This window comes from Actinocorallia libanotica (genome assembly GCF_039525175.1).
GTDB lineage: Bacteria > Actinomycetota > Actinomycetes > Streptosporangiales > Streptosporangiaceae > Actinocorallia > Actinocorallia libanotica.
This window is the reverse complement of sequence record NZ_BAAAHH010000007.1, coordinates 107,895-125,731: the sequence shown is the minus strand read 5'-3', so window position 1 is coordinate 125,731 and position 17,837 is coordinate 107,895. Positions and strand designations below refer to the sequence as shown.

The 17,837-nt window shown below is 72.4% G+C and carries 17 protein-coding genes; 9 read left to right on the top strand and 8 right to left on the bottom strand.

What is annotated here, in order from left to right; genetic code table 11:
• Positions 1 to 33 precede the first annotated feature (33 nt).
• From ABD140_RS11600 to ABD140_RS11580, 5 genes are all read right to left on the bottom strand, one after another.
• The gene (locus ABD140_RS11600; RefSeq protein WP_344239774.1) at positions 34 to 1,278 is read right to left on the bottom strand and encodes a glycosyltransferase family 4 protein; all 1,245 of its coding nucleotides are present in this window, start codon (positions 1,276 to 1,278) and stop codon (positions 34 to 36) included.
• 202 nt (positions 1,279 to 1,480) lie between these two features.
• On the bottom strand, positions 1,481 to 2,719 hold the full coding sequence (locus ABD140_RS11595) for a cytochrome P450 (RefSeq protein ID WP_344239772.1): 1,239 nt from the start codon (positions 2,717 to 2,719) through the stop codon (positions 1,481 to 1,483).
• A 152-nt stretch (positions 2,720 to 2,871) separates the two neighbouring features.
• Positions 2,872 to 3,882 carry an MBL fold metallo-hydrolase gene (locus tag ABD140_RS11590; protein ID WP_344239770.1) on the bottom strand — a complete coding sequence of 337 codons (1,011 nt, stop codon included), beginning with the start codon at positions 3,880 to 3,882 and terminating at the stop codon, positions 2,872 to 2,874.
• 66 nt (positions 3,883 to 3,948) lie between these two features.
• Complete coding sequence (locus ABD140_RS11585; protein ID WP_344239768.1) at positions 3,949 to 5,103, bottom strand: steroid 3-ketoacyl-CoA thiolase; 1,155 nt, start codon at positions 5,101 to 5,103, stop codon at positions 3,949 to 3,951.
• A gap of 107 nt (positions 5,104 to 5,210) precedes the next feature.
• Positions 5,211 to 6,371, bottom strand: a complete 1,161-nt coding sequence (locus tag ABD140_RS11580; protein WP_344239766.1) for a cytochrome P450 — start codon at positions 6,369 to 6,371, stop codon at positions 5,211 to 5,213.
• A 147-nt stretch (positions 6,372 to 6,518) separates the two neighbouring features.
• On the opposite strand from ABD140_RS11580, the gene ABD140_RS11575 reads away from it, so the two are divergent.
• The 5 genes from ABD140_RS11575 (at position 6,519) to ABD140_RS11555 (ending at position 11,883) form a co-directional block, all read left to right on the top strand.
• On the top strand, positions 6,519 to 7,502 hold the full coding sequence (locus ABD140_RS11575) for a 3-oxoacyl-ACP synthase III family protein (RefSeq protein WP_344239764.1): 984 nt from the start codon (positions 6,519 to 6,521) through the stop codon (positions 7,500 to 7,502).
• 13 nt (positions 7,503 to 7,515) lie between these two features.
• Complete coding sequence (locus ABD140_RS11570; RefSeq protein WP_344239762.1) at positions 7,516 to 8,250, top strand: glycosyltransferase family 2 protein; 735 nt, start codon at positions 7,516 to 7,518, stop codon at positions 8,248 to 8,250.
• On the top strand, positions 8,247 to 9,401 hold the full coding sequence (locus tag ABD140_RS11565) for a cytochrome P450 (RefSeq protein WP_344239760.1): 1,155 nt from the start codon (positions 8,247 to 8,249) through the stop codon (positions 9,399 to 9,401). Before ABD140_RS11570 ends, ABD140_RS11565 begins: the two co-directional genes overlap by 4 nt.
• On the top strand, positions 9,398 to 10,885 hold the full coding sequence (locus ABD140_RS11560) for a class I adenylate-forming enzyme family protein (protein WP_344239758.1): 1,488 nt from the start codon (positions 9,398 to 9,400) through the stop codon (positions 10,883 to 10,885). Before ABD140_RS11565 ends, ABD140_RS11560 begins: the two co-directional genes overlap by 4 nt.
• 68 nt (positions 10,886 to 10,953) lie before the next feature.
• Entirely contained in the window at positions 10,954 to 11,883 is a 930-nt protein-coding gene (locus ABD140_RS11555; protein WP_344239756.1) for an NAD-dependent epimerase/dehydratase family protein, read from the top strand.
• Positions 11,884 to 11,889: 6 nt separating this feature from the next.
• Here ABD140_RS11555 and ABD140_RS11550 read toward each other — a convergent pair whose 3' ends face one another.
• The gene (locus tag ABD140_RS11550) at positions 11,890 to 12,177 is read right to left on the bottom strand and encodes a DUF397 domain-containing protein (protein WP_344239754.1); all 288 of its coding nucleotides are present in this window, start codon (positions 12,175 to 12,177) and stop codon (positions 11,890 to 11,892) included.
• A 16-nt stretch (positions 12,178 to 12,193) separates the two neighbouring features.
• Positions 12,194 to 12,775, bottom strand: a complete 582-nt coding sequence (locus ABD140_RS11545; protein ID WP_344239752.1) for a TetR family transcriptional regulator — start codon at positions 12,773 to 12,775, stop codon at positions 12,194 to 12,196.
• A gap of 427 nt (positions 12,776 to 13,202) precedes the next feature.
• Between ABD140_RS11545 and ABD140_RS11540 the strand changes: the two genes are divergently transcribed.
• Positions 13,203 to 15,428, top strand: coding sequence for an acyl-CoA dehydrogenase family protein (locus ABD140_RS11540; RefSeq protein WP_344239750.1), 2,226 nt, complete (start codon positions 13,203 to 13,205; stop codon positions 15,426 to 15,428).
• Between the two features lie 104 nt (positions 15,429 to 15,532).
• Positions 15,533 to 16,204, top strand: coding sequence for a hypothetical protein (locus ABD140_RS11535; protein WP_344239748.1), 672 nt, complete (start codon positions 15,533 to 15,535; stop codon positions 16,202 to 16,204).
• 22 nt (positions 16,205 to 16,226) lie between these two features.
• Here ABD140_RS11535 and ABD140_RS11530 read toward each other — a convergent pair whose 3' ends face one another.
• Complete coding sequence (locus tag ABD140_RS11530) at positions 16,227 to 16,373, bottom strand: hypothetical protein (RefSeq protein ID WP_344239746.1); 147 nt, start codon at positions 16,371 to 16,373, stop codon at positions 16,227 to 16,229.
• Positions 16,374 to 16,438: 65 nt separating this feature from the next.
• Between ABD140_RS11530 and ABD140_RS11525 the strand changes: the two genes are divergently transcribed.
• Entirely contained in the window at positions 16,439 to 17,239 is an 801-nt protein-coding gene (locus ABD140_RS11525) for a hypothetical protein (protein ID WP_344239744.1), read from the top strand.
• 9 nt (positions 17,240 to 17,248) lie between these two features.
• Positions 17,249 to 17,836 carry a TetR/AcrR family transcriptional regulator gene (locus ABD140_RS11520; RefSeq protein WP_344239742.1) on the top strand — a complete coding sequence of 196 codons (588 nt, stop codon included), beginning with the start codon at positions 17,249 to 17,251 and terminating at the stop codon, positions 17,834 to 17,836.
• The last annotated feature ends 1 nt before the right edge of the window (position 17,837 follow it).

Genomic DNA, 17,837 nt, shown 5'->3' with positions numbered 1-17,837 from the left:
ACGGGGAGACGGGGGCGTTCTCGGGGAGGCGGGTCAGCGCGCGGTCTTGATCGCCGACCGGTAGTGCTCGACGGTCGCGATGGCGACCGCCTTCCAGGTGTAGCGCTCCTGGACCCGGCGGTAGCCGGCCTCGCCGAGGCGGGCCCGCTCCTCGGGGGAGTCGTGCAGGCGCTTGATGGTGGCGGCGAGGTCCTCCACGTCGCCGGGCTTGACCAGCGCGGCGGCGTCGCCGACCACCTCGGGCAGCGCCCCGGCGGCGCTGGCCACCAGCGGGGTGCCCGAGGCCATGTGCTCGACGGCCGGCAGGGAGAAGCCCTCGTAGCGGGAGGGCACGACCGCGATCTCGGCGGAGGCCAGCAGCTCGCCGAGCTCCTCGTCGGAGACGCCCGAGACGAACCGCACCTTGTCCCCCAGCGCCAGCTCGCGCACGAGCTTCTCGGTGGGGCCGTCCTTGCTGGGCTTGCTGACGACCACCAGGTGCACGTCGCGCTCGGTGGCGATCTTGGCGACCGCGCGCAGCAGCACGTCCACGCCCTTGAGCGGGGAGTCGGCGCTGGCCATCGCCACGATCCGGCCGGGCGTCCGCTCGCCGCGCGGGTGGAAGATCTCGGTCTCGACGCCCAGGGGCAGCACGTGGATCTGCGCGGGGTCGGTGCGGAAGTCCTTGGCGATGTCGCGCTTGGAGGAGCTGGAGACGGTCAGGACGCGGCCGATCCGGGCCGAGACGAAAGCCTGCATCCGCACGAACCCGTACCAGCGGCGCTTGCCGAGGTGCTGCTTGATGCCCCTGGCCGCCTCGATCTCGATCCTGCGGTCCTGGCTGATCGGGTGGTGGATGCTGGTGACCAGGGGGAACAGCTTCGGGATGCCGAGGTTGCCCAGGCCCAGCACCTGGTTGTCGTGCACGACGTCGAAGTCGCCGCGGCGCTTCTTCAGCGCCCGCAGCACCCGGAGGCTGAAGGTCAGCGGCTCGGGGAACCCGCCGGTGCGCATGTGCAGCCACTCCAGCACGTCGATCCAGTCGCGGAACTCCCCGAGGGAGGGGTTCCGGAAGGGGTCGTCGTCGTTGTAGAGGTCGAGGCTGGGGATCTTGGTGAGGGCGATCTCGTCGCGGTCCAGCACCGGGTAGGGCTGCCCGGAGAAGATCTCCACCTCGTGCCCCAGGTCCACCAGTTCCCGGCTGAGGTGGCGCAGGTAGACGCCCTGGCCTCCGCAGTGCGGTTTGCTCCGGTAGGAGAGCAGTGCGATCCGCAGTTGCCGCCCGTCCTCAGCGCTCACGCCCACCTCTTAGAAATCGCACGAATCGATGCCAGTTGTACTGGATGTCTGACTGTAGCCTGCTCATGCTACCCAGGAGTTACATGGGGGCTCATTAGCTCCCCTTGGCTTTTCGGGGGAGTTTGTCCCCAGTGTCCGGGCATGGGGAAGGACGGGCCGCCGTCGCCGGCGGCCCGCCGCTGTCCTGCCGGGGACCGGCGCCTCAGCCGCGCCGGGGGGTCGGCGTGAAGGCGACCGGGATCTCCTTGTAGCCGTTGACGAAGTTCGACCGCAGCCGCCGCACCTCGCCGTCGAGGCGGATGTCGGGCATGCGCTCGGCCAGCGCGCCGAACAGGATGGACAGGTTCATCCGGGCCAGGTGGGTGCCCAGGCAGAAGTGCGGGCCGCCGCCGCCGAAGCCGATGTGGCCGTTCTGGTCGCGGCCGATGTCGAAGACGAACGGGTCGGCGAAGACCTCCTCGTCCCGGTTGGCCGACGGGTAGAACATGACGACCTTGTCGCCCGCCTTGATCGTCTTGCCGCCCAGCTCCACGTCCTGGGTGGCGGTGCGGCGGAACAGGTTGAGCGGGCTGGTCCAGCGCACGATCTCCTCGGCGGCGCTGCGCATCAGCTCCGGGTTCTCCTTGAGCCGCGCCCACTGGTCGGGGTGGTCGAAGAAGGCGAGGATGCCGCCGGCCGTCGCCGTCCGGGTCGTCTCGTTGCCGGCGATCGTCAGCATGAGGATGAAGAGGTTGAACTCCTCGTCCGTCAGCAGGTTGCCCTCGTCGTCGGGCTGGAGCAGCTTGGTGGCGATGTCGTTCTGCGGGTCCTTGCGCCGCTCGTCCGCGATCTGCTGGGCGAACATGTAGATCTCGGCCGCGGCGTTCTGCGCCACGTTCGGCCCGTCCTGCATCTCGGGGTCGTCGAACCCGACGAGCTGGTTGGACTTCTCGAACAGGAAGTCGGCGTGCTCGATCGGGACGCCCATGAGCTCGCAGATGGTCTGCAGCGGCAGCGGCGCGGCCAGGTCGCGGACGAACTCCGCCCTGCCCTTCTCGCAGACCTTGTCGATCAGCGCGTGGGTGATGTCCTCGATGTGCCCGCGCAGCTGGTTGATCATCCGGGGGGTGAAGCCGCGGTTGACGTAGGACCGCTGCCGGGTGTGCTGGGGCGGGTCCATGAACAGCATCATCTGCTGGTGCAGCGCGATGTCCTCGTCGGAGTACTCGGTGAACATCGAGGTGCGGACGGCCGAGGAGAACAGCTCGGGGTGGCGGGAGACGAAGACGATGTCCTCGTGGCGGGTGATCGCCCAGAAGCCGGGCACGTCCTCGTGGGGGTCGTGGTGCCAGTGCACGGGGTCGTTCTTGCGCAGCCAGGTGAACTGCTCGTGCGGAGTGCCGCTCCGCTCGTACTGGTCGAGGGAGATGATGTCGATCTTGGGGATGTCAGGGGCGGACATACCGGTTCTCCTCGGGCTGGCTTCGGGGTTCGGCTTCGCCCTCAGTCAATAATGAGACTCCAGTCTCGTCAAGAGTCTCATTTCCTGGCCGCCCGGAGAGCACGCCGCCCCCGGCCCTCTCCCGGGCCGGGGGCGGCATGCGGAACCGCTGGTCAGCGGACGTAGCTCAGCGGGTAGGCGCCGACGCGGCGGGCCAGGCCGCGGGTCTCCAGGGTGCGCAGGTGCGCGGCGGTCTCCCCGGTGGCCAGGTGCTGGCTGATGGGGGCCATCTGGTCCCAGGAGTAGCTCCACGCGCAGCGGATGGCGATCGTCCACAGGGTCTGCGGCTCGTCGGTCAGCAGGCCGCGGACCTCGCTCAGGCGCTCCTCGTGGTGGGCGATGATCTCCTTGGAGCGGCGCGAGATGCCGGTGAAGGAGTACTGGTGGGCCGGCATCGCGTCCTCGACGCCCAGCGCGGCGGTGCGCTCCAGGGAGGCCAGGTAGCCGCCGAGGGGGTCCACGTCGGGCCGGTCGTAGGGGTAGAGGCCGACGTGCGGGGTGATCTCCGGCAGCACGTGGTCGCCGGTGAAGAGCAGGTCCCGGTCCTCCAGGTGCAGGCAGATGTGGCCGGGGGAGTGCCCGGGCGTCCAGACCGTGCGCAGCGCGCGGCCGGGCAGGTCGACGAGGTCGCCGTCCTCCAGCAGCCGGTCGGGCGAGGCCGGCGGGTCGGGTCGTACGTCCCCGGCGCTCATCGCGGCCTGCTCCTCGGGCGAGGCGCCGGCCCGGGCGATCCACTCGCCCAGGTCCTCGCCGTCGGGGTCCTCCAGGTCGGCGCGCATGTGCTTGATGACCTCGGCGTCGGCCCGGTGCATGGCCACCCAGGCGCCCGAACGCTCCCGGATCCGCCCGGCGAGCCCGGCGTGGTCGGGGTGCATGTGGGTGACGACGACCCCGTACACGTCCTCGATGGCCGTGCCGAGACCGGCGAGGCCCGTCTTCAGCGCCTTCCACGCCTCGGGGTGCTCCCAGCCGGCGTCGATGAGCACCGGCCCCCGCTCGCTCTCCAGGACGTACACCAGGGTCTTGCCCAGGGGGTTGCCCGGAATGGGGACGGGAACGCTCCACAAACCGCCACCGTGGTCGGTGACACCGGCACTGCCGGCCACATCGGCCCTGTCGGCCACGTGCTACTCCTCGAACTCAGGAAAAAGGGCCGGGGGCGGGCACGCCCCCGGCGCAGACGGCGCGCGTCAGACGCGTTCCAGGATGGTGGCCGTCGAGAGGGCGCCGCCGCAGCACATGGTGACCAGCGCCGTCGCGGCGTCCCGGCGCTCCAGCTCGTGCAGCGCGGTGGTGATGAGCCGCGCCCCGGTCGCGCCGACCGGGTGCCCGAGGGCGATGGCGCCTCCGTTGGCGTTCACCCGGTCCATGTCCGGCCGGTGCACCGACGCCCAGGAGAGGGCGACGGAGGCGAACGCCTCGTTGACCTCGAAGAGGTCGATGTCCCCGATGCCCATCCCGGTGGTGTCGAGCACCTTCTGGGTCGACTGGACCGGGCCGTCCAGGTGGTAGTAGGGCTCGCCGCCGACCAGCGCCTGCGCCTTGATGGCGGCGCGGGGGCGCAGGCCGAGCTGCGCGGCCTTCTCCTCGGACATGAGCAGGACGGCCGAGGCGCCGTCGGAGATCTGGGAGCTGGTGCCCGCGGTGTGCGTCTTCAGCACCGGCTTGAGCTTGGCCAGGCCCTCCAGGGTGGTCTCGCGCAGGCCCTGGTCGCGGGTGACGGTCAGGGTCTCCCCGGTCGGGTCGCCCTCCTTGTCGACCTGCGGGACGTCGGGGACGGGCACGATCTCGCGGTCGAACCGGCCGTCCGCCCAGGCCTTGGCGGCCAGTTGCTGGGAGCGCAGGCCGAAGGCGTCGAGGTCCTCGCGGGTGAAGCCGCGCCGCTCGGCGATGCGCTCGGCCGCCTCGAACTGGTTGGGCATGTCCAGCGACCAGTCGTCGGGGCGGGGGTTGGCGGGCATGACGTTGCTGCCCAGCGGGGCGCGGCTCATCACCTCGACGCCGCAGCCGATGGCCACGTCCACGACCCCGGCCTGGATCATCGCGGCGGCCAGGCCGACGCTCTGCTGGGCGGAGCCGCACTGGGCGTCGACGGTGGTGACGCCGGTCTGCCAGGGCAGTCCCGCGTACAGCCAGGAGTAGCGGCCGATGTGGCCGCCCTGCTCGCCGGCCTGGGTGACGCAGCCGGCGAAGACCTGGCCGACCTCCACCGGGTCGATGCCGGCCCGGTCGACCAGCGCCCTGAGGGTGTGCCCGAGGAGCGCCTGGGCCTTCATGCCGGCCAGCCACCCCCCGCGCCTGCCCTGCGGGGTGCGCACCGCCTCCACGATCACCGGCCGTCCCATGCTGACTCCTCGAGTTCTAGAATCACCTTCGAAATTAAGGTAACGGGTTTCAGTTTCCCCGGCTAGGCGAGGTCCCGTGCCCGCGGTCCCGTTCCATGGGAGCCCGTTCACTCCAGCCGCACGCGCAGTGACCGGTAGGAGGGCACCAGCACCCGCCGCGCGGGTTCGCGGGCGGTGATCCGCCACGGCCGCCCGGCCGCCGTCAGGGTCTCCAGCATGCGCGCCACCTGCGTGCGGGCCACCGCGGCGCCCAGGCACAGGTGGCGTCCCGCGCCGAACCACAGCTGCCTGGTCTGCGGGATGTAGTCGCGGGTGATGTCGAACGGACCCGCGTCGTTGTTGGCCCGGTATGTGAGGACCATCACCCTCTCGCCCGCGCGTAGCCTCCTGCCTCCGACGGTGGTGTCCGCGGCGACGTGCCGTCCGATCACCGGCGCGGGGGTGGCCACCCGCAGCCCCTCCCGGACGGCGTTGGGCAGCAGGGACGGCTCGCGCAGCAGGAGCCGGTGCTGCCCGCTGTCGTGCAGCAGGGCGACGGTGCGGGCGGTGCCGGAGGCGCCCGTCTCGGTGCCCGCGATGGCCAGCAGCGTGGCCAGGCCGCGGGTGAGGTCGAGGCTGAAGCCCAGCTCCCGGCAGCGCCCGAGGATGGTGTCGGCGCCCGCCTCGGCGTAGGCGGCGGGGACGGCGGCGGTCAGCCTCCCGGCCAGCTCCGCGGCCTCGGCGAGCTTGCCCTCGGGCAGCTCGGTGGAGGAGGTGGTGCCCAGGGCCAGGGACGCCAGGCGCTCCCCGGTGGCGAACAGCTCCGCGTACGGGGCGTCCTCGGCGCCGAGCTCCAGGCCGAGCAGGTCGGCGACGAGCCTCCCGGCCAGCACCCTGGTCTCGGCGGCCAGGTCGGCCTCCCGGCCGTCGGCCAGGCGGGCGGCGAGCGCGCGGTGGTGGGCGCCCTGGGTGCGCTCGACCAGCTCGGCGGCCGCCTGCTCGGTGAACAGGTCGCGGGCGGCGGTCCGCACTTCGGTGTGGGCGGCGCCGTCGAACAGGCCGGCCATCTCGTGCCCGAACAGCTGCCCCCACATGTGCCCGACCCCGCCCTCGCCGCCCATGCTGAAGCTCCGGTGGTCGTTGAGGACCTCCCGGGCCAGGACCGGGTCGGTGACGAGCCAGCCGACGCGGGGCAGCCGGCCGATCGGCGGGGCGAGGCGGGAGGCGCGCAGCAGCGCGTGGAGCCAGGGGTTTCCCCGGCGGAGAAGGCGCGCCTCATGGCGGTTCATTGATCGTTCTCACTTCTGGTCGATGCCGGCGTCCGATGTCTGTGATGATGGCGCGACAATTCGCCAGGAATATGAGTACTTTCCCTTAAACCGGACTGGGTAGCAGCGCTCATGCCGGGCCGTGGCACGACGAGACAGGCTGGGCGTATGAGAGCAAGGATCACGGGGGTCGCCGCCTACCTCCCCGAGCGCACCGTGACGAGCGCCGAGGCCGAGGCGAGCGTCGGTCCCTACCGGCCCCATCCCACGATCATCGAGCGCATGACCGGCATCCGCCGGCGGCACGTGATGCGCGACGACCAGCAGGCCTCCGACCTCGCGGTGGAAGCCGCCGCGAAACTGCTCGCCGACGCCGGCGCGGAACCCGAACTCCTGATCTTCGGATCCGCCTCGCAGGATCTCATCGAACCGGCCACCGCGCACATAGTCGCGGCGAAACTCGGGCTCGACTGCCCGGTCTTCGACGTGAAGAACGCCTGCAATTCCTTCCTCAACGCCATGCAGGTCGCCGACGCGCTCATCCGCACCGGGCAGTACCGGCGGGTGCTGGTGTGCAGCGGCGAGACGCCCTCACGCGCGACCCGCTGGGAGGTGCGCGACCGCGCCCAGTTCGTCGACGCGTTCGCCGGCTACACCCTCTCGGACGGAGGCGCGGCGATGCTGCTGGAGGCCGCGCCGGACGGAGGCCTCTTCGAGTTCGCCTTCGACGCCGTCTCGGCGGCCTGGCAGGTCGGGACACTGCCCGGAGGCGGCTCGATGCACCCCCGCGACCCCGAGCACTCCTACTTCTCCGGCGACGGGCGCAGGCTCAAGGACGCCTTCCTCGGCAAGGGCCCCGAGCTGTGGCTGGACGCCCTGGACCGGCACGGGCTCACCTGGGAGGACTTCGCGGTCGTCCTCGTCCACCAGGTGACGCTGCCCTACCTGGAGATCCTGCGGGCCGTCCTGGGCATCCCCGCCGACCGGCTCGTGGTGACGCTGCCCGAACACGGCAACATCGCCTCGGCGTCGATGCCGCTGCAACTGGCCACCGCCGTCGCCGAGGGACGGCTCTCGCCCGGCGACAAGGTGGCCTTCGTGGGTCTCGCGGGCGGCGTCAGCCTCGGCGCGGCCTTCGCCGAGTGGTCCTGAAGGCAGGCCGAGCTTGAACCTCTGGGTGGTCATCCCCGCGTACAACGAGGAGAAGTCGATCGGCGCGACGCTGCGGCGGCTCGCCCAGCAGACCGACCGCGACTTCACGCTGCTGGTGGTGGACAACGACAGCACGGACGGCACCGCCGAAGCCGTGCGCGCCTTCCCCGGCGTACGACTCATCTCCGAGCCGCAGAAGGGCACGGGAGCGGCCTCGGACACCGGTTTCCGCCACGCCGTCCTCAACGGGGCCACGCACATCGCCCGCACGGACGCCGACTGCCTGCCCGACGACGGATGGGTGGCGGCCGTCCGCGCCGCGTTCGCCGACGGGCTGCGGATGGTCAGCGGGCCCCTGCGCCCCCGCACCGACGAGTTCCGGCTGAAGTTCTGGGAGCGCCGCCTCCTCCCGGCCGTCGTCCAGACCGCCGCGACCTTCGGGCGGTTCCGTCCGGGCAACCGCGACGCCGCCTACCGGGGCCCGTACGTGATGATGCCCGGCTGCAACATGGCCATCACCGCCGAGCTGTACGAGGAGGCCGACGGGTTCCCGCGCACCCGCATCGAGGACGTCCACGAGGACCGCGCCCTGGTCAACCGGGTGCGGCGGCTGACCGCCGAGTACGGGCTGCGCAAGGACATGGTCGTCTACGGGTCGGTGCGGCGGCTGCGCGCCTACGGGCTGGTCGGCACGCTCGGCTGGTACGCCGACCACCGCTACACCCCCGAGGTGGTGGACATCCGGTGAGCGACTGGGAACGCCGCCTCTACCTGACCGCCCACCCCTTCGCCTACCCGCTGCTGCGCGGCCTGGCCCGCGTCGGCCCGGCCGTGCGGGTCCCCGGCCTCGGGATCGTCGTCAACGACGCCGCGCTCGCCCGCGCGGTGCTGCTGGACGGGGAGGGCTTCCGCAAGGACGGCCCCGGCTCGCCCGGTGATTTGTGGACCCCGATCCTCGGCCCGTCCGTGCTGCTCAACATGGAGGGCGGACCCCACCGGGCGCTGCGCCGCAGGCTCACCGAGCTGTTCACCGCCTCCTCCACCGCCGCGCTGTGCGCCCGCGTCCTGGACGCCCCCCTCAAGGCCCTCGCCGGACGGCTGGAACGCGGCGAGGCCGTCGACCTCGTCGACACCATGCGGGTCATGGCGGGCGCGGTCATCTGCGAGGTCATCGGCCTGCCCGACATCGACGAGGCGGCCTGCCGCGAGATGTTCGAGAACGGCGAGCGGATCGTGGCGATGGTCAAGCTGCGCACCCGCACCCTGAACCCGGCCCAGGTCGCCCGCGCCCGCAGGGTGCTCGAACCGATCGGGGACGTGGCGGCGCGCTCCTTCCACCGCGGCGACGAGACGACCGTCATGGGGCGGATGCGCGCGCTCGGCCTGTCGGAGGCGGAGGCCAGGGGAGCGGCCGGGGCGTTCTTCCTCACCGGCACCGAGACCGTCGCCACCCTCGTCCCCCGGCTGGTCGCGCTGCTGCACGACACCGGTGAGCTGGCGCGGGCGGCCGCGGACCCGTCCCTGCTGGACGCGGCGATCGACGAGGCCATGCGGGTCACCACCCCCACCCCCGTGATGCTGCGCAGCGTCCACGCCGAGAGGGCGATCGGCCCGGTGACGGCCCGTCCCGGCGACCGGGTGCTGATCGCCACGCACAACTGCTGCCGGGCGCTCGGCCCGTTCGCGCTGGACGGCGCCCCCGGCAAGGCCGAACTGCGGCGCCTGTGGTTCGGCGCCGGCCCCCACTTCTGCATCGGCTACCCGCTGGCCCTGGCCGAGATCCGCGCCGTGACCGAGACGGTGCTGCGCCACGCCCCCGTACGGGTCGTCTCCCGCCGCGCCGCGCGGGGCGTGCTGATCCCCACCTACGCCGAACTCACCATCCGGAAAGCGCCATGAGCCTCGTCACGAACCTGCTCGACCAAGCGGAACGCACGCCCGGAGAGGCCGCCCTCATCGCGGGGGACGGCACCGCGCTGACCTACGGGGAGCTGCGCCGCCAGGTGCTCGCGGTGCGCGACGGGTTCCTCTCGGCGGGGCTGGCGGCGGGAGACGGCGTGCTGTTCTCCGTACGGCCCTCGCCGCAGGCGCTCGTGCTGGCGCTCGGCGTGGTGGCGGCGCGGGGCGTCGTGGTCTTCGCCGACCCCGGAGCGGGCCCGGAGATGTTCGAGGCGCGGTTGCGACTGGCCGCGCCGCGCTGGTCGGCGGCCGAGTCGCTGCTGTACGCCGCCAGCAGGATCGGCCCCGTACGCTCCTACGCGCGGCGCAAGGGCCTGCTGCTGCCCCACCTCTCCGAACTGCCGTTGCAGCACGTCTACACGGGACGGTGGCTGCCCGGCGTACCGCGCGGCGCGCACTGCCTGAAGGACTGGCTGCGTGCCTCTCCAGACCGGGGATCGGCGGTGGAAACCGATCCGGACACGCCCGCCGTCGTCATCTTCACCTCCGGGACGACCTCGGCTCCCCGCGCCGTCGTCCACACCCAGGCGTCGCTGGCGGCCGGGCTGGAGCTGTTCCGCTCGCGCGTTCCGCTGGGCCCCGGCGACGTGGTGCACACCGACCAGCTGATGCTCGGCCTTCCCACGCTGATCGCGGGAGCGTGCTGGTCGATGCCGAGGCTGTTCAGCCCGCCGGGGGAGTTCCTGGAGCAGCTGGAGGAGCGCAAGGCCACCCACACGTTCTGCGTCCCGGTGCACCTCGCCGAGATCCTGGACGCCGCGGAGGACGGACTGCCGCCGGGGCTGCGCCACGTCCTGCTGGGCGCGGCTCCCGCACCCGCCGGAATCCTGCGCCGCGCCGTGGCGGCCGCACCCGGGGCCGAGGTGCTGTCGGTGTACGCGATGACCGAGATCGTGCCGGTGGCCGTCGCCTCGGCTCAGGAGAAGCTCGCGCACACCGGCGGAGGCGACCTGCTCGGCGAACCCCTGCCGGGGATCTCGGCGCGGGTGGCCGAGGACGGCGAGCTGTTCCTGGGCGGCCCCAACCTCTGCAAGGGCTACCTGGGCGACACCGACCACGCCGAACTGGCCACCGGCGACCTGGCCCGCGTGGAGGACGGGCGCCTGGTGCTGCTCGGGCGCAAGAAGGACATGCTGATCCGCGGCAAGTTCAACCTCTACCCAGGACTGTACGAACCGGCCATCACCGCGCTGGAGGGCGTACGTACGGCGGCCATCGTCGGCGTCCCCGCGCCGGAGACCGGCGACGAGGAGGTCGTCCTGGCCGTCGTCGGGACCATCCCGGAAAGCGAGCTGCGGCGGAGGCTGCGCGGCCTCCTCGACGCCGAGGCGCTGCCCGACCGGATCGTGTACCTCCCGGAGCTGCCCTTCTCCGGCAGGGGCCGCAAACTCGACAGGGCCCGGCTCCGGGAACTCATCGCTTAGTGCGACAATCCCGGATGACCCTCCAAAGGGTGGCAACAGGGGGGATTCCGGGTGGGAAGGTGGAGCCGGTGCGGGTAGCGGTGACGGGCGCGTCGGGCTTCGTCGGGGGAGCGGTCTGCCGCGAGCTGGCCGCGCGCGGCGCGCGGGTGTACGCCTACGGGCGGCGCGAGGCCGTCGACCCCGAGCACACCGGCAAGGCCGCCTACCGGTCCTGGGACCTGCGGAGCGGGCCGCTGGACGACGCCCCGCGCGTGGACGTGGTGGTGCACTGCGCCGGCAGCGTCACCGACTGGGGGCCGGCCGGGGAGTTCTTCGCGGTCAACCTGGAGGGCACCAAGAGCGTCCTGGCGGCCTTCCCCGGCGCCCGCTTCGTGCACGTGAGCACCGCCAGCGTCTACGACCCCCACGTGCCGACCGTCATGGCGACCGAGGACCAGGCGCCCGTCCGGCGGTACGTCAACGCCTACGGCGCGTCCAAGGCGGCCGCGGAGCGGGCCGTGCTGAACTCGGGCGCCCAGAGCGTCGTCCTGCGCCCGCACGCCGTCTACGGCCCCGGCGACACCACGCTGCTGCCGCGCGTCCTGGCGTCCGTCCGGGGACCGGTGCTGGTCGCCGCCGGGACCGGGCGCCAGCGCGTCAGCCTGACCGGCGTCGGCAACCTCGTCCAGGCCTGCCTGCTGGCGTGCGAGTCGGACGTGACGGGCGTCTACAACGTCACCGACGCCGAGCCGCTGGAGCTCGACGCCGCGCTGGCGATGATCCTGGCCGAGCGCGGGATCCGGGCCCGGCGCGTCTACCTGCCGGCGCGGCCCGTGCTGCCGGTGGCCGCGGCGGTCGAGGGGGCGTTCCTGCTGGCGGGGAGCAGGAGGCCGCCGAGGCTGACCCGGTACGCGCTGGGGCACCTGGCCGTGGAGCGCACCCTGGACCTCTCGGCGGCCCGCAGGTTCCTGGGCTACCGGCCGGAGCCGACGTCGTTCGCCGGCGCGGCCTCCTGGTAGCCGGCCTCAGCCCTCCTCGGGGAGGTCCTCGAGCAGGTCGTCGAACTCGCCGTCCTTGACGCCCAGGACGAAGGCGTCCCACTCGGCCTGCGTGAAGTACAGGACCGGCCCGTCGGGCTCCTTGGCGTCCTTCATCACGATGGCCTGCTCGCCGGGCAGGAAGATCTTGTTGTCCTTGCGGATCTCGTCGGGTACTTCTTCGGCAGGGATGAACTCGATGATCACGCCGTCGTCGCCCTCACCGTAGAACTCGGTGCGGCGCTGCGGCTGCTCGTGAAGAGAGTGTTCGCGCACCTCGCCAGCGTAACCGTCAGAAGTCGGCGAGCAGGCGGTTCGCCACCACTTGCAGCCTGACCTGGATCTCCTCGGCGGTGGTGCGGCCGCGCAGGAGCTCGATCATCTCCAGGGCCCAGACGCTGCCCAGGGCGCGCACCAGGTCGCGCTGCTCGTCGGTGGCGGTCTCGGCCACGCCCATCACCCGCAGCATCATGCCGGTCACCCGGGAGCCGAAGTCGGTCTCGACCTCGGCGAGGATCATCGCGCGGGCCAGCGCGTCGGCCAGTTCCGGCTCGCGCATGAGGCCCCGGGTGGCCCGCATCAGCAGCTCGGTGGCGCTGGCGGAGGCGCCCGTCGAGGCGGGCGGGCGGCGCTGCATGCTCTTCTCGAGCATGTCGAGCTCCTCGCTGACCACCGCCACGACCAGGTCCATCTTGGAGGGGAAGTAGCGGTAGAGGGTGCCCAGCGCCACGCCGGCGCGCTCGGCGACGGTGCGCATCTGCATCGCCTCCACGCCGCCCCGCGAGGCGAGGGCCGCCGCGGCCTGCACGATGCGCCTGCGGCGCTGGTGCTGGCTGCGGGAACGGGTCGGCGATTCGGTCTGCTCTGCGGTCATGCGGTGAAGTCCCCGGTCGGCCTGGCCGGGCCCGCCGGACCAGGAAGTAGTGGGGACAGCCTAGCGCTTCCACGAGAACCTGTTATCTCAAGACGGGCGCCTCCGGGCGTGAGTTCTACCGCAGCCACCATCGGATATACCGCTCTCTGGACAGTAACTAGAATGTGTTCTAGTTTGCCTTTCGGGGTTGTCTTCGACGGGCGCGGGGAGGCGGAGTGGGCGCTGACGCCGCCGCGCGCGCGGACCGGTCCGGGCCAGGTCAGGCCACCGCGGCCCGGGTGCCGAGCTGGGCGGAGGCGCCCGCGGGGCGTCCGGCCGGGCCGGCGCGGAGACACGGACCGCCTCCGGCCGGAAACGGCCGCCCGGCCCGTACGGGGACCCCGTCCCCGCCCGCTCCCGAGATCGTGTTCCAGTCGGAAGGACGGCCATGAACTTCACCCTCGACGAGGACCAGCAGCAACTCCAGGCACTGGCGGCGGGGCTGCTGGCCAAGGAGGCGGGCCAGGAGCGGCTGGAGGCCGCCGAGAAGTCCGCAGAACCCTACGACCCCGCGCTGTGGCGCGCCTTCGCCCAGGCCGGGCTGCTCGGCGTCACCCTGCCGGAGGCCGCGGGCGGCGCGGGCCTCGGCGCGGTCGAGTACATGGTGCTGCTGCGCGAGCTGGGCAAGGCGGTCGCGCCGATCCCGGTGTACGGGTCGCTGGCCGCCGCCGCGGTCATCGGCGCGCACGGCGACGAGGCGCAGATCGCCGCGCTCGCCCCGCTCGCCTCGGGCGAGCTGGTGCTGACGGTCGCGCCCCGGATCCTGCGCGAGATCACCGAGGACGGCGGGAGGCTGACCGGCGTCGCGGCGTTCGTCCCGTTCGCCGAGCAGGCCGAGAGCGTGCTCGTCCCGGTCGGCGCGGACGCCTACCTGGTGCGGATCGCCGACGCGAAGGTCACCGCGCAGCCGTCGGCGTCCACCGAGCCGCTCTCGCGGGTCGAGCTGGCGGGCGCCCCGGGCGTGAAGGTCGGCTCCGGAGCCGCCGCCACGCTGCGGCGCTACGCCACCATGGGCGCGGTCTCCCTCGCCGCGGGCGCCGCCGACGGCGCGCTGAAGCTGACCACCGAGTACATCAAGACGCGCGAGCAGTTCGAGCGCAAGCTCGCCCAGTTCCAGGCCGTCACGATGCAGATCAGCGACGTCTACATCGCCAAGCTCACCCTGGAGGTGAGCGTCCTGGCCGCCGCCTGGCGGCTGGCCAACGGCCGCGCCGACACCGACGAGGTGCTGGCGATCGCCGCCTACAACGCCACCGACCCGGTGGTGAAGGCGCTGTACACCTGCCAGCACCTGCACGGCGGCATCGGCCTGGACGTCACCTACCCGCTGCACCGGCACTTCAACTGGATCAAGCAGTGCAGCCACCTCCTGGGCGGCCCCGAGACCCAGCTCGACGCGCTCGGCGCGCTCGTGCGCGACCCCGCCCCGCAGGACGAGAGCACCCCCGAGACCGACGGGCTGCTGGTCGACCTCACCGACGAGCAGAAGGCCCTGCGCGCCGAGCTGCGCGAGTACTTCACCAACTGCCTGACGGCCGAGCAGCGCGCGCTCATCGACGACGACCCGTTCGGGCAGGAGTTCCTCGAGCACACCAGGCGGCTCGGCCGCGACGGCATGCTCGGCGTCGCGTTCCCGACGGAGTACGGCGGCCGCGGCTACGGGCCGATGGAGCAGCAGATCTTCGCCAACGAGATCGCCCGCGCCCAGGTGACGTACCCGCTCATCACCCTCAACTCCGTCGCGCCGACGATCATCCACCACGGCACCGAGGAGCAGAAGGCGTTCTACCTGCCGAAGATCCTGGCCGGCGAGTGCCACTTCGCGATCGGCTACTCCGAGCCGGGCGCCGGCACGGACCTGGCGGCCCTGCGCACCAGCGCGGTCCTGGACGGCGACCACTACGTCGTCAACGGCCAGAAGATCTTCACCTCCGCGGCCCACACCTCCGACTACGTCTGGCTCGCCGCGCGCACGTCCGACGAGAAGTCCAAGCACAAGGGCATCACGATGCTCATCGTGGACTGCAAGGACCCCGGCTACTCCTGGACGCCCATCGTCACGATGGACGGCAGGCACCACACCAACGCCACCTACTTCCAGGACGTCCGCGTCCCGGTGGAGAACGTCATCGGCGAGGTCGGCAGGGGCTGGGACCTCATCGTCGACCAGCTCAACCACGAGCGCGTCACGCTCGGCCCCGCCGGGAACATCGGCGGCCGCTTCGAGAAGTTCGCCCGCTGGGCGCGGGAGACCGGCAAGATCGACGACCCCGGCGTGGCCCGCGAGGTGGGCCGCGTCTACGCCTACTACCGCGCCAACGAGTTCCTCAACTGGCAGGTCGCCGCCAACGCCTCCCTGGGCTGGCTGGCCGCCGCGGACGCCTCGGCCACCAAGGTCTACGGCTCCGAGCGCATGCAGGACGTCGGCCGCATCGTCGCCGAGGTCCTGGCCCGCCACGGCGACCCCGGCGACCCGGCGACCGCCGAGCAGATGGAGCAGATCGACCACCTGGTCAAGGGCGCGCTCGTGCTCACCTTCGGCGGCGGCGTCAACGAGGTGCAGCGCGAGATCATCGGGATGCTCGGCCTGGGCCTGCCCCGCGCTCCCCGCTAGCGGGGAGCCCCTCCGGAGCCCTTTCCGGAGAAAGCCCTACCGCGGTCCGCGCCGACCCGCCCCCGCCGGGGAAGGACTCCCCTGGCGGGGGACGGGGAGGGCGCGTGTACACGCTGCGGGATCGGGGGCGGGGGCTGGCCGTGGCCGCCTGGCGGGCCGGGCGGCGGCAGCGGGCCCGGCTGCTGGTGGACGGGGAGCCCGTCGCGGACCGGGTGGTCGGGGTGCTGGGGACCGCGGTGTTCGAGCTCGGCAGGGCCGCCGACGAGCGGGTCAGGGGCGGGGCCGTGCGGCAGCGGGTGCGGGTGCGGTTCCTGTGGGGCGGCCGGGTGTGGGCCTGCGACCTGGTGGAGACCCCGGTGAAGAGGCGGCGGCGCGGCTCCGTCGTGACGGGGTTCGTGCCGCCGGAGGGGACGCTCGTCCACCGGAGGCACCTGTTCCAGGAGCGGCATCCGAACGTCTACGCGCTCCGGCACGTGGTGAACGAGGTGGTCGTGATCACCGGGGCGCTGCTGGGGATCGGCGCGCTGGTCACGGCGTTCGTCGAGCGGCTGCTGCCGAGGATCGACCTGTCGTGGCTGCCGGACATCGCCCTGCCCGCCTGGGACCTGCCGGACCTGCCCGACCTCGACTGGCTGAACTACGCCGTCCCGCTCCTCATCGCGCTCCTCATCGCCTGGCGCGAGGTCAGGCGCCGCCGCAGGCGGGGCGAGCGGGAGCGCCGCTTCACCGGGGACCGTTCCGAGGACTCCCGGGAGGGCGGCCGCGACGGGGGTTAGCGGCCCGTCCGCGCCTTCGGGGTCAGCCGTACCATCTGACCGCCCACTCGCGGTCGATCTCCTTCTGGTCCGGAAGGGGCTCGGTGTGCTCCAGAACGGGCTGGGAAGCGGTGGTGTCCTCCAGCCGGATCGGCTCGGGGAGGGACTTCCAGCGGTCAGGGTCGCTCATGTCTCTATCTTGCCCCGAAAAAAGTGGGATGAGCGGTTCGGCGCCCCGGCGATTATTATTGGAGTGTGCATTCCAATAATGAACGGACGGCGCGCTACACGCTGCGGGACCGCGGGCGCGAGCTGGTGGTGGAGGTGTGGGAGGCGGACGGGAAGCAGCACGCCCGCCTGCTGGTGGACGGGCAGGCCGGCGAGGAGAAGGCCGTCGGGGTGCTGGAGGACGCCAAGTTCGGCCTCGGGGAGGTGGAGGAGGACGGCAGGACCGTCGAGCAGCAGGTGAAGGTGGGATTCCTGTGGGGCGGCCGGGTACGGGCATGTGACCTGGTGGACGTCCGCGAGGGGAAGGAGGAGGTGCGGAAGCGCTCCCTCAAGACCCCGTTCGTGCCGCCGGAGGGAACGAAGGCCCGCAAGCGGTACGAGATGCGCGAGCGGCATCCGACCCTCTACGCCATGCGGCACGTCGCGCTCGAAGGGCTCGCGATCGGGGCGGGCTTCCTGGGGGTCGGCGCGCTGCTGTCGGCGTTCTTCGGGAGGCTGCTGCCGAGCCTCGACTGGTCCTGGCTCCCGGACATCGACCTGCCGGACGTCGACCCTCCGGACTGGCTGCGCTACCTGAACCCCGTCTACTGGATCCGCAGGCTCTGGCCCGACGACTGGACGCTCCCGGACATCGACCTGCCCTCCCCGCCCGACTGGGACCTCGGCTGGCTCAAGTACGCCGTCCCGCTGCTGATCGCCCTGGGCGTCGGCGTCCAGGAGGTCGAACGCCGCCGCAAGCGCCGCCGCCGTGAGCAGCGCTTCGAGCGGGAGGGCGCCCGCGGGCCGGACGGCGGGGAGGCGGAGGCCGGCGCGCGGGACGGCGGTTAGGGTGAGGGCGTGCGAACGGTGGACCCTGCGAAGCACGCGGCGCGCCGCCGCCACATCCTCGACGCCGCCGCGGAGGTGTTCGCCTCCAAGGGGTTCGAGGCGACGACCGTGGCGGAGATCTGCCGGGCGGCGGGAGTCGGCTCCGGCACGCTCTTCCACTACTTCCCCGACAAGGGGGCGATCTTCCGGGAGCTCTTCCGGGAGGACCACGAGCGCATCCTCGCCGAGCTCGCCGCCCTCGACGACACCGATCCGGCCGCCGCGTTCTGGACGGTCGTCGACCTGCTGGCGCGGGACGTCGCCGACCCGGCGGCGGGCGGCCTGGTCATCGCGCTGCTCGGCAGGCTCCCCCTGGATCCGGAGCTCGCGGGCGTCCTGGTGGCCGCGGACGAGGCGGTGCAGGCACGCCTCGCCGTCCTCCTCACCCGGCTCCAGCGGGAGGGGCGCGTGGACCCGGACCTGCCCGCCGCGCACGCCGCCCGCTGGGTCGGCACCGTCACCGACGGCCTCTACCTGCGCTGCGGCGATCCCGGCTTCGACGCGGAACGGGAGCTGGAGACCCTGCGCACCGTCCTGACCAGGTTCTTGTTCCGATAAC